General features: G+C 59.4%; 9 protein-coding genes and 1 pseudogene. 9 read left to right on the top strand and 1 reads right to left on the bottom strand.

All coding sequences use genetic code 11. The annotated features are described in order from the left end of the window. The 9 genes from ccoP to EN750_RS40455 all read left to right on the top strand — a co-directional run. On the top strand, window positions 1-510 hold a 510-nt coding region (gene ccoP / locus EN750_RS04985; protein WP_127395793.1), incomplete at its 5' end, for a cytochrome-c oxidase, cbb3-type subunit III. 178 nt (window positions 511-688) lie between these two features. Beyond that, complete coding sequence (gene ccoG / locus EN750_RS04980) at window positions 689-2248, top strand: cytochrome c oxidase accessory protein CcoG (RefSeq protein WP_127395792.1); 1560 nt, start codon at window positions 689-691, stop codon at window positions 2246-2248. Further along, the gene (locus EN750_RS04975; protein ID WP_126057792.1) at window positions 2245-2742 is read left to right on the top strand and encodes a FixH family protein; all 498 of its coding nucleotides are present in this window, start codon (window positions 2245-2247) and stop codon (window positions 2740-2742) included. The genes ccoG and EN750_RS04975 overlap by 4 nt, the downstream gene beginning before the upstream one ends. After that, the gene (locus EN750_RS04970; RefSeq protein WP_126059322.1) at window positions 2739-5012 is read left to right on the top strand and encodes a cation-translocating P-type ATPase; all 2274 of its coding nucleotides are present in this window, start codon (window positions 2739-2741) and stop codon (window positions 5010-5012) included. The genes EN750_RS04975 and EN750_RS04970 overlap by 4 nt, the downstream gene beginning before the upstream one ends. 5 nt (window positions 5013-5017) lie before the next feature. Beyond that, complete coding sequence (gene ccoS / locus EN750_RS04965) at window positions 5018-5173, top strand: cbb3-type cytochrome oxidase assembly protein CcoS (RefSeq protein ID WP_081714250.1); 156 nt, start codon at window positions 5018-5020, stop codon at window positions 5171-5173. A 611-nt stretch (window positions 5174-5784) separates the two neighbouring features. Further along, window positions 5785-6129 carry a hypothetical protein gene (locus EN750_RS04960; protein ID WP_126057793.1) on the top strand — a complete coding sequence of 115 codons (345 nt, stop codon included), beginning with the start codon at window positions 5785-5787 and terminating at the stop codon, window positions 6127-6129. A gap of 280 nt (window positions 6130-6409) precedes the next feature. Then, window positions 6410-7591, top strand: coding sequence for a 5-demethoxyubiquinol-8 5-hydroxylase UbiM (gene ubiM / locus EN750_RS04955; protein ID WP_185928959.1), 1182 nt, complete (start codon window positions 6410-6412; stop codon window positions 7589-7591). A gap of 254 nt (window positions 7592-7845) precedes the next feature. After that, the gene (locus EN750_RS40460; RefSeq protein ID WP_245455339.1) at window positions 7846-9009 is read left to right on the top strand and encodes a GGDEF domain-containing protein; all 1164 of its coding nucleotides are present in this window, start codon (window positions 7846-7848) and stop codon (window positions 9007-9009) included. Continuing rightward, a complete protein-coding gene (locus tag EN750_RS40455) occupies window positions 9003-9668 on the top strand; it encodes an EAL domain-containing protein (protein WP_245454739.1) in 666 nt (221 codons plus the stop codon). Before EN750_RS40460 ends, EN750_RS40455 begins: the two co-directional genes overlap by 7 nt. A gap of 1454 nt (window positions 9669-11122) precedes the next feature. Here EN750_RS40455 and EN750_RS04945 read toward each other — a convergent pair. Then, window positions 11123-11699, bottom strand: a pseudogene (locus EN750_RS04945) (tyrosine-type recombinase/integrase); the annotation flags it as partial.

Here is an 11699-nt window from a genome sequence, read left to right as displayed (position 1 = left end):
GTCAACTGCACGCAGTGCCACGGCTCTGGCGCCCAAGGGTCAGCTGGCTTTCCCAACCTCAATGACGACGACTGGCTATGGGGCGGCACGGCCGAGCAGATCCAGCAGACGATCACGCATGGCATCCGCTTTGCGACTGATGCGGAAACGCGGCTGTCGGAAATGCCGGCTTTCGGCGACATCATCACCGCCGACCAGATTGCGAAGGTCAGCGCCTACGTCGCCAGCCTGTCAGGCAAGGTCCACGATGCAAGTCTGATCCAGCCGGGCGCCAAGGTCTTCGCCGACAACTGCGTTGCCTGTCATGGCGACAACGCAAAAGGCAACAAGGAGCTGGGCGGACCCGACCTGACCGACGCGATCTGGCTTTACGGCTCAGGCGAGACGGCGATCGCCGACCAGGTTCGAGCACCCAAGCAGGGCGTCATGCCAGCCTGGGGAGCGCGTCTTGGCGAAACCAAGGTCAAGGAACTGGCGGTCTACATCCATTCGCTTGGCGGTGGAGAATAGGAAGCGGGGACCTATTCTCAACCCTTCACCTTCCAGGCGACGAGGCCCGGCCCTGCCGGGCCTCGACTCTTTTCCGGAGCGCGCAGATTGACCTGCATCAACGCGGGCAGGTCCACCCGGCGGCATTGTTGCCTGACGCAGTCAAATCACCGTCTGCGTGTAGAGCGGAGAAAAGTCGTTGCTGGACAAGACGCAGGTAGAACGGCTGGAAGCCGAGGCGGTCAATTCCGCCAAGATCCGTCAGCCCCTTTATGCTGCGCGCAAGAAGATCTTTCCAAAACGCGCCTCGGGCAACTTTCGACGCTTCAAATGGCTGGTGATGGCGATCACGCTTGGCATCTACTATCTGACGCCATGGCTGCGATGGGACCGTGGTCCGTTTGCGCCCGACCAGGCCGTGCTGCTCGATGTCGCCAATCGGCGCTTCTACTTCTTCTTCATAGAAATATGGCCGCAGGAATTCTTTTACGTGGCTGGTCTCCTGGTCATGGCCGGCGTTGGACTTTTCCTGATCACCTCGACTGTCGGCCGTGCCTGGTGCGGCTATGCATGCCCTCAGACGGTGTGGGTCGATCTGTTCCTCGTCGTCGAACGTGCGATCGAGGGGGACCGCAACGCCCGCATGAAACTTGACGCAGGTCCCTGGACCGCGCGCAAGCTCATGCTGCGTGTGTCCAAGCACACCATCTGGCTGGTCATAGGGGCGGCGACTGGCGGCGCCTGGATCTTCTACTTTGCCGATGCACCGACGCTGCTCGGCGAGCTCTTCACCGGCACTGCGGCGGCCGTCGCCTACATCACCGTCGCCGTCCTGACGGCGACCACCTACACGTTCGGCGGGCTGATGCGCGAGCAGGTCTGCACTTATATGTGCCCATGGCCACGCATCCAGGCGGCCATGCTCGACGAAAGTTCGCTCACCGTCACCTACAATGACTGGCGCGGCGAACCGCGTTCGCGTCATGCGAAGAAGGTGCAAGCTGCAGGGCAGTCCGTCGGCGACTGCGTCGACTGCAATGCCTGCGTCGCGGTCTGCCCGATGGGGATCGACATTCGCGATGGCCAGCAGCTCGAATGCATCACCTGCGCGCTCTGCATCGACGCCTGTGACGGCGTCATGGACAAGCTCGGCAAGGAGCGCGGGCTGATCTCCTACGCGACGCTCTCCGACTACAACACCAATATGATGCTGGCGACTGCAGGCGGGTCCAGCTCAGTCAATCCATCGCTGATCAGGACCGCTGATGGCCTGTTCTCCGACAAGGTGGCGCATTTTCACATCCGCAAGATCTTTCGGCCGCGCACCTACGTCTACATGGGCTTGTGGTCGCTGATCGGCCTCGGCCTGCTCTATTCGCTGCTGACGCGCGATCGGCTCGAACTGAACGTATTGCATGATCGCAATCCCCAGTTCGTCACGCTGACCGACGGATCCATCCGCAATGGCTATACCGTCAAGCTGCTCAACATGATCCCCGAGCCGAGGACGATCGTCGTAACCATGCAGGGCCTTGAAGGCGCTGACATGGTCGTCGTCGGCGACGACATCCCCGCAGGCCGTTCCTTCGCCATTCCGGTCGAACCCGACCGCCTGAAAATGCTGAGGGTCTTCGTTCGCCAGCCGGCGGACCAGATCCGCGCTCCGGCACAGACCTTCAAGTTCCGCGTCGAGGACAGAGCCAGCTTTGAGTCGAACGAGTACACCGCCACCTTCAACGCGCCGGAGCCCCTCAGATGACTGCCAATGTACAAAAGCCTCGTGAATTCACCGGCAGGCACATGCTGGTCATCATCCTGGCCTTTTTCGGCGTGGTCATCGCAGTCAATCTGACCATGGCAACGCTCGCCAGCACAAGCTGGACTGGCCTCGTCGTCGAAAACACCTATGTGGCGAGCCAGCAATTCAACAAGAAGGCCGAGGAAGGACGGGCGCAGGCAGCACTTGGCTGGACCGGCAAGCTGACCATCGCATGGGGCGAAGTTCGCTATGGCCTCGCCGACGTCGCCGGCAAGCCGGTTCCCTTGCACGGCGTCAAGGTGCTGTTTCGCCATCCCGCGTACGAGAAGGAGGACAAGTCGGTCACCCTCGCACCCGCCTCGGGCCAGGAATTCGCAGCCCAGCACATGCCGAAGGACGGCGTCTGGATTGTCGAAGTCGACGCCGACGCCGGTCTGGACAAACCGTATCGCGACGTCCGCCGGATCATGATTTCCAATGGAGCGCTGCAATGAGTTGTTGTGCACCGGGCGCCGAAATGGCGCTTGATCTGGTCAACACCGGATCGGTCCTGCCGTCCAGCCAGGAGATCAGGCTGGCGAGCCGATCGCTTGGCGATGATCTTCACCAGACCGATCTTTCAGTACCGACGGTTCATTGCGCAGGCTGCATCCAGACGATCGAGACGGCGCTGGGAAAGCTCGATCGCGTCGAGAGCGCCCGCGTCAACCTGTCGACGAAACGGGTCTCTGTCCGGTGGCGTGGTGACGAGGTCCCACCGTTCGTCGTCGCGCTTGGGCGGCTAGGCTACCAGGCGCATCTCTTCCCTTCCGAGGTCGGCGACAAGGACAGGACGTTATCGGATTTGATCCGCGCGGTCGCGGTTGCCGGCTTTGCGGCGGGCAACATCATGCTGCTTTCGGTCTCGGTCTGGTCCGGCGCCGAAGGTGCTACCCGCGACCTGTTTCACTGGGTCTCGGCGCTGATCGCCATTCCTGCCCTCGCCTTCGCCGGCGGCATCTTCTTCCGTTCGGCCTGGAATGCTTTGCGCCATGGCCGCATGAATATGGACGTGCCGATCGCGGTCGGTGTTTCGCTCGCCTACGCCATGAGCCTCTACGAGACGATCAACCATGGCGATCACGCCTATTTTGACGCGTCGGTATCGCTGCTGTTCTTCCTGTTGATCGGCCGCACGTTGGATCACGTGATGCGCGAACGTGCCCGGACCGCTGTGAAAGGCCTGTCCCAGTTGGCCGCACATGGCGCCATGGTGCTGCGCAGCGACGGCGCGCGCGACTATTTGCCGGTCGGCGAGATCGAACCAGGCATGCGGTTGTTGATCGCAGCCGGTGAGAGGATCCCCGTCGACGGCAAGATCATCCAGGGAACGTCGGATCTCGACTGCTCGCTGGCCTCAGGCGAAAGCACGCCGAAAAACGTGGCGCCGGGCGAAGCAGTTCAGGCCGGCGTGCTCAATCTTACCGGCCCGCTGACGATTGAGGCGACAGCCGCCGCGAAGGATTCGTTTCTGGCGGAAATGGTTCGTCTTATGGAAGCCGCAGAGGGCGGCCGCGCGCATTATCGCCGGATCGCCGATCGCGTTTCAGCGCTCTATGCCCCGGTGGTTCATCTCACAGCCTTCGCGACGTTCCTTGGCTGGATGGCGGTGACCGGCGACTGGCACCGGGCGATAACCATCGCCATTGCCGTTCTGATCATCACCTGCCCGTGCGCGCTCGGCCTCGCCGTACCGATCGTTCAGGTGGTCGCCGCGCGGCGCCTGTTTGAGAACGGCATCATGGTAAAGGACGGTTCTGCCATGGAGCGCCTGGCGACGATTGATACAGCGGTGTTCGACAAGACCGGAACGCTCACGCTCGGCCAGCCCCGGCTGGTCAATGCATCGTCGATCGATCCGGCCATGCTGGCAGTCGCGGGAGACATGGCTACGCATTCCCGCCATCCTTTTTCAAAGGCCATAGCCGGTTTTGCCCATCCCGGCGGGCAGTACAAATTTGATGCCGTCACCGAGCATCCAGGGTTTGGAATCGAAGCCACTGGAGCCGGAAGCACCTGGCGGCTAGGCCGACGCGGATGGGCTGGATGGAGAGCCCGGACCGGTGGTGAAGGCAAACATGGCGGAACCGTGCTGACAAAAGACGGGTTCATTGTCGCGACCTTCGATTTTGAGGACGCGCTGCGCGCAGACGCCAAGGCGGCGATCGGGCAATTGAGCCATGCCGGGGTGTCAGTGGAAATGCTGTCGGGCGATACTGCGGGTGCCTGCGGTGAAGTCGCAGAAATGCTGGGTGTCAAGGACTTCGTTCCGTGCCTGCTGCCATCCGGCAAGGTCGAGCGCATCGAGACCCTGGCGAAAGACGGACACAAGGTTCTGATGGTTGGCGACGGCCTCAACGACACGCCGGCGCTCAGCGCGGCGCATGTCTCGATCGCTCCAGCTACCGCCGCCGACATTGGCCGCAATGCCGCCGACTTCGTATTCCTGCGCGAAAGCCTTCTGGCAGTGCCTCTCGCGCTGGACGTCTCGCGCAAGGCGGGACACCTGATCCGCCAGAACATCGCGATTGCGATCGTCTACAATGCGGTGGCAGTACCAATCGCCATCCTCGGGCACGCCACGCCTTTGTTAGCGGCGATTGCCATGTCTGCCTCATCGGTGCTTGTTATTGGAAACGCATTGCGCTTGCACGGCTTCGGGGCGAATGCGACGCTGCAAGTTATTCAAAAAGTCGGACGCTCCGCAGTCAGCTATTCGGCATAATCCTCGTGACGACGTTGCTCTATCTCATACCAGTGGCCCTTTTTCTGGGTGCACTGGGTGTGTCCGGCTTCGTCTGGGCATTGCGAAGCGGTCAATACGAAGATCTCGACGGAGCCGCCGAGCGGATACTAATTGATCGGGACGACAAACCGGAACGCTGATTTCAATCCGCTGTGCATAAGATGCGCGGATCGCGCTCGTCAGTCGAGCCGGCTCGGTCGGGAACAAGCTGTCCATGCTCCATGCTCCATGCTCCATGACCATCTTGACCTAAGCTGCACACTACATTTGTGAAAAGCCTCTGTCGTGCGAAGGACTGCCTCCCATTGCACCCAGTATGAGGCGGCTGATGCCACGAGAGTACCTCGCGTGGCCGGACGAGAGCTTGGCCATGTGCGCACGGGTTCCAAAGTGGAACGTCACGGTCGATCCCCTGACCGTAAACCGCCAGTGCCGATTGGTCATGTCTGGCTGATCCAGATCAGGGTCATACTCATCGGTGTGTTCTATTGACCAGTCTTCGACGGAGAAATGCATGACTTACGGAAAGATTGGTCGTCATTATCAGCACCTTCACGGTTCTGGGTTTTCTGTCGTGTGGTCGGCCATGCCTTGTGCTTACGGCGCAGCCATTAGCTGACCGGCGTCGTGTGTATCTCGCTTGCTGGCTGACCATCCGCGTGGCTGCGCGGACACGGGGGCCGATCAACAGCTTTCGCCTTTGATGGGTTGTGTGCGTCGAAAGTGGCCTTCTTTGGGCTGACTTCGTAGAATGTTCCAGGGCTCGCATCCAGCGCCGAAGATCCTCGTGATGTCAACGTGCTGCGGAGCATCATCGGGGTTGGGACGTGCGTTTTCGAGATCGATCAACCGTCCGAAGTTGATCATTGGTTCGAGTGACGCGCGCTATTTCGACGACTATGTCGCCGCGTGGGCTTTGCTCTATCGGCGACTGAATTGCAAGGACATCGACATCGAAGCCATGCAGCAGGTTCTTGATGAGATATGCGCGGTCGTGGATAAAAGTTTCCGCTACCTTGGCTGGGATGACGAGAGAGAGCGCTACGTTCGATACCCTCGCAAGAGAGCCCGCTTCGACGTCGTGGAGCGTGAGTAGTATGCGCAAGGGTTCCAGGTGGAATGTGGCGATCGATGCGGCGCGGCCGTGGCTGACCAGCGTCGCGAGTGTCTCGCTTGCTGGCGGCGATCTGCGCGGCTGCGCGGCCAAAGGGCGGGATCGGTTAGCCGCATCCACCTCTGAGCGCTTTGAGTGCTTCGTTGCCGATCGATGCGAATCTCCCGGCCCAGCGCCTTTAGGCAATGCGGCGGCCACGGAGCTCATGTCACTCGGCTCAGTTCCACCGTTACACGAGGATAGGCGACCGGATGGCGGCACGCTGATGGGCTCTGACGATAATTTTGACATCGTTGTCGTTGGAGCCGGCCCGGTCGGCCTTTCGTTCGCTGCGTCGCTTGCCCAAAGCGAACTCAAGGTGGCAGTTGTTGAACAGAACACATTCGATAGTCTGGCGAATCCGGCTTTCGATGGTCGCGAAATCGCGCTGACCAACGCTTCGATCAGAACCCTTCGCGAGCTCGGCGCCTGGGATGTCATCCCGGCTTCGGACAAATCAGCACTTCAAGGCGCGCGCGTGCTCAACGGCTCGAGCGCATTCGCTCTTCGTTTCGATCCTCCCAGCAACTCTGGAGAACCGCTGGGGGTTTTGGTTCCAAATTGCCGGATCCGCGAGGCGCTGTTCAAAATCGTCCGCTTGCAGGATCGCGCCCGGCTGTTGTGCGGCCACTCGGTCGTCGATGCAACAAACAGCCAAGAAGGAGCAGTCGTAACGCTCTCTAATGGCGCGCGTTTAACTGCTCGGCTGGTTGTTGCCGCGGATTCGCGTTTGTCCGCCACGCGTGATCTGCTAGGCATCGGCGCCGATATCAACCGGCTTGGCCACTCGATGCTGATTTGCCGAGTGAGGCACGAGCGCGCCCACCACCAGATCGCCATCGAATGGTTCGATCACCATCAGACGATAGCGATGTTGCCCCTCGCGGAGGGCATGTCGTCGCTGCTGCTCACATTGCGCTCAAACGAGGCCTATAGACTGCTTGCCTTCGATGATGATTTGTTCCTGTCGGAGTTGACGAAACGGTGTCGAGGGCGCCTTGGAAAAATGACCTTGGCAAGCAAGCGCCACACCTATCCGCTGGTCACGACCTGGGCGCACAAATTCCGGGCGCCGAGCGCCGCACTCATCGGCGACGCTGCCATCGGCATGCACCCGGTGACCGCTCACGGATTCAACATCGGTCTCAGCAGCCAGAAGCAACTCGCCCGTGGAATCATGACTGCGTGCCGCGACGGCCGCAATGTTGGCGACCCCGACATGCTGCATATATACGAAAGGCGGCTGCGCCTGTCGGCGGCGCCGCTCTACCATGCAACGAACATATTGATTGGACTCTACTCCAGAGACCACCTGGCGGCACGGCTTGCAAGGCATCTGGGGCTTCGCTTTGCCCAACATGTTCCCCTTGTCCGGCATGGGATATCGGCGGAGCTCCAGCGGTGATACTGCACCAGCAGTCGCATTTTTGCGCGTGCTGGGCGAGCGATGGGAGAGAGTGCATGATGCACCGGAGTAATCCTGCTCCCCGACGCTGATCTCCGATTGAAGAATTAACCCGTCCTTCAGGGGGGCTGCATAGGCTGCGGACAAGCAGGAGTAAGCAAGCTGACCCGTCCAGCCTTGGAAAAGAAGATCCGCTGGAGGCGAGAATCCTTCAGGACCAGCTCGCTGATCTGAGGGCAGGCCTTTTCGTCTCAATGCCGATAAGCATTGTGCTGTCCGGGCTGATTTTGACCGTGCAGGCCCTTTCCGGGAACGGTCTTGCTGGCGCGGCCTGGTTTTCGGTCGTTAATGCGATAAATGCCGCCCGCCTTGCACTCGCCCGTCATCAGCTGAAGGAACCCGGAGTCCAGGATGATCTGACACGGGTTTGGCTGCGGCTTCGCTGGTTTGGCAGGCTTGCTCTTCTGGCGGGATTCACCTGGTCATTCCTTGCCATCCTAACGGCTGGATACACGACGTCTCAAGCATCGCTGCATCTAATAATTCTGGCGGGCATTTCAGCTGGCGCGGTCACGTACGGCAGCTCATATGCTGCGGCAGCGATATGCTTCATCACACCGCCACTCCTCATTGCCGCCGCATGTTTGCTGACGAAGGGAGCCCCGGAAAACTACATTCTGGCTTTTGCCGTCCTGCTTTTCGAGGGCGGCCTGGTTCGATCCTCGTTCGTTGGACAAGCGCGCTTCCGTGACGCGAGCCGCCTGAGACATCAAGCCGAGCGGCTTGCCGCGGAAATGGAGCGCAATTCCAGGGAGGACCATCTTACCGCGCTCCTCAACAGGCGGGGCCTCGAACATGCAATCGATCAGTTTGAGAACACCGATGGACCCTTTGTGGCCATGCTGATTGATCTGGACGGGTTCAAATCTGTCAACGGTACCTACGGTCACAGAACGGGTGACGAGCTGCTTGCCAGGATCGCCCGCCGAATAGAGGAAGAAGCACCGGAGGGCTCAACGCTCGCCCGCATCGGTGGGGATGAATTCGTGCTGGTTTTTTCTTCGCGAAAGAATTCTCCTTCTCCCACCAATCTCGCGTCCAATCTCATAGCCAAGCTTGCTCGCCCCTATCCTGGGATCGCATCCGTCCGCATTGGAGCGTCTATAGGAATCTACTTGGCTGAAAACCCCGGACTGACGGAAATGTTGTTGCGGGCCGACATCGCCCTTTACACAGCTAAGCGCCGCGGCAGGAATGAATTTTGTCTGTTCGGTGCCGAGCTAGCCCGGGAACTGCAACGCCGCCAGTCAATCGAACGCGATCTTCATTCGGCGATAACGATGAGAAGCTTGGTCGCTTGGTTTCAGCCAATCGTAAGACTCGAAACTGAAGCGTCGTCGGTTTTGAAGCCTTGCTAAGATGGTCTCACCCGCTTCACGGTCCCATTTCTCCGCCCGAGATCATGACAGCGGCACGCGAAACTGGAATGCTTCAGCTGCTAACTCAAACGGTATTCGCCGACTGTTGCGCTCTTATCGAGGGCTTGGTCAAAGCTGACCGTCGTGATGTTCGTGTGGCGATGAATGTTTCACCGCGCGAGTTGGAAGCTGGCGATATTGACGAGATGATTCTTAATGGTCTGGCGGCAAAAGACCTCCCTGCAACGATGTTCGACATCGAGATTACCGAAGAAGCCCCAGTGGATCCGGACAGAGTGGATGAAAAGCTCGGCCAGCTTTCACATGCTGGCATTTCTATCGCGCTCGAGGACTTCGGCACCGGTTTTTCGACGTTGGCATCGCTCAAGGACAGTCGGATCAGGAAAGTGAAAATAGATCAGGGCTTCATTCGCGGCTTAGCCAAGTCCCGGGAGAATCGGCTGCTTGTCAAAGCGGTGATTGACCTTGGTAGGACGCTCGGGATCGAGGTCATGGCCGAGGGCGTTGAAACAGAGGCAGATCGGCAAACTCTGTACAAGCTTGGCTGCAGAACCGCGCAGGGCTTCCTGTTCTCTAAGGCAGTGCCTCTCCATTTGGCACTTGATTCGGTAGTAAAAGAGCACGCGAAGGAGTTGTGACCGGCCTCTCCGTCCGTGCTGCTCGCGGAACTTTCATGTGGGGTGGACCTGACGCGCGAAAGCCGTTTCGGACGGTAGAGTTATTACGGGGGCGAAACTGAGCACGTGGTTTGGATAGCAGCAATCCGGTCCACCGGCGCACATGCAGCGGCTTCATACAAGCGTTCAAGTTGCGAGATGAGCTTGAGTGAACGACGTCGGAGAATTGCGTCCCTTGGACGCTGGTTTCGCGGTTCCCGTAGGATTCGATTACGGGAAGCGTTCTTGGCTGCTTCTCGGCTCAGCGCTCATCTGGATGAACAACGTACCCGCGGTCAAGGTTTTCGCGACCTCAACCCAGTCACCATCCCGCAACAGCAGCGGTCGGGTCCTGATCAAGCGCTCAGCCTCAGCACAGGTGCTGGAGCAACGGTAGAGCGCGGAAAACGTGTATCGGAATGCGCTGGCTCACCATAGGAAGCTGCCACGGCATGTCGAATGTCCCCAGGGGGCGGGACCGTTCCCTTGCATTTGTCTCGATGACGGGCTCTCAAAGCTAAAGCCAAGAGAGCTTTATAAAAATCGCACCCGATCGGCTGCGCAACGACGACCAGCTGAGGCCCGATCGGGTGCTAAGGTCGTGCCAAAAAAGGCGCGTCACTGTCGCATTTCTAGCCGGCTTGCGATCGGACGTCATCTCTTGGCGATCGTTGCCCCTTCTCTCAAATGCGCTTAGCGGCGCCGACGGCGAATAGCGCAAGCTTTTCCACCCGTTTCTACTCCACTACCGAGACTCGTCACCAACCTCCTTTTATTCGCTTCCATATGGCCCATCCTGTCTCCAATCGAGGAGGAGCGCGAACATGGGCCAAGCCGTAGAACGTCTCAGTCTCGGGAATTCTTCTGCTCGCCAAACTGCCGTTGTCACCGGCACCATATTTGGCAGGGTGACAGTGAACGACAAGATATCAGGCGTTCTTGTCTGGGCTGAACTATGCTTGCAAGCCATAACCCAAAAATCGCCGATCCCTTTGAATTCGAGCCGGATGAATGGGTGTTTCAAAATTTTTGGCGGTTTTAGGCAGAACCCTCCGATGGCCCGCGTACCGGTCAAGCTTCGTGAGCACTTTAGGTTCGTCGATCAGGCATAGGTTTGTATCCCATGCCACATGCTGGCCGTTTGCCTAGTTCGGAAGCCCTCGAGAGGCGTTGCTCGTCTTGGTATGGCGTCGCCCCTTTTTCCGATCCATCGGCCACGGAGCTAGAATGCTGTCTAGCTGTTGCCGCCTACTTGGTCATCCGGCATGGAGATGCCTATATACCGACCTTCGAAAGGCTGGAATACGAGGTCGAACAAATGCGGCGGAAGCTCGGAAATCGCGAGCGAGCGCAGCGCGTGCTGGCCACGCTCAACCTAAATGGCTCGGACAGCTGGAGCCGTGAGGTTGGTTCTCAAGGCCTGGATGGCGCCGCAATCACATTCGCCCGGGCGGGGTAAAAGCGATTTTTTGAAGCCACTCGCGCTTTTGCGCTAACGAAGGTCCCGCGCCGTATTTGGGCCGGATCCATTTGTGGCCCATCAGAGAAGCAATTACCTTCTCCGGCGCCTCAACTGCCGTCAGCCGGTCCTCGAAAGTGTGTCGCAGGCTATAAAGACTATGCTCGGAAGTCGGCAGAAGTTCCTTGCTGGCGAGCACCTTGTTGACGAGCGCTGAAAGTGACGCGGCCTTGTCGCGATAACGAGGAAAGCCGTCCGGATGGAGCTTGATGGCTGCAAGTGCGCCGCCAACCAAGGGAATGTCACGGGCTGAATGACCGGTCTTCAAGCGACGGCCATTGGGGCGCACCCGCACATGCGGGATTTCTTGATCGAGGTGGATTGTTTCGGTGGTGAGGTTTGCCGCTTCAGAAAGCCTGAGTCCGGTATCGGCAATCACATAGATTAGATGGCGGGCTTCGTCATTGAGTCCGTCGAGCGCGCCTTCAGCGAGTATCTTCTCCTGAATGAACTCCGCTGTGAACGCAGCGCGTTGCCCGGGGACGGCGCCGGAA

Source organism: Mesorhizobium sp. M7A.F.Ca.ET.027.03.2.1 (assembly GCF_003999175.1).
In the GTDB taxonomy this organism is placed as follows: Bacteria; Pseudomonadota; Alphaproteobacteria; order Rhizobiales; family Rhizobiaceae; genus Mesorhizobium.
The sequence above is the reverse complement of the archived record's forward strand: the minus strand, read 5'-3'. Positions and strand labels throughout refer to the sequence as shown.

Excerpts from the sequence above, each read along its gene's own strand:
- EN750_RS04975 (WP_126057792.1), top strand. The coding sequence starts at position 2,245 with ATGACTGCCAATGTACAAAAGCCTCGTGAATTCACCGGCAGGCACATG.
- EN750_RS04970 (WP_126059322.1), top strand. The coding sequence starts at position 2,739 with ATGAGTTGTTGTGCACCGGGCGCCGAAATGGCGCTTGATCTGGTCAAC.
- EN750_RS04960 (WP_126057793.1), top strand. The coding sequence starts at position 5,785 with ATGTTCCAGGGCTCGCATCCAGCGCCGAAGATCCTCGTGATGTCAACG.
- EN750_RS40460 (WP_245455339.1), top strand. The coding sequence starts at position 7,846 with ATGCCGATAAGCATTGTGCTGTCCGGGCTGATTTTGACCGTGCAGGCC.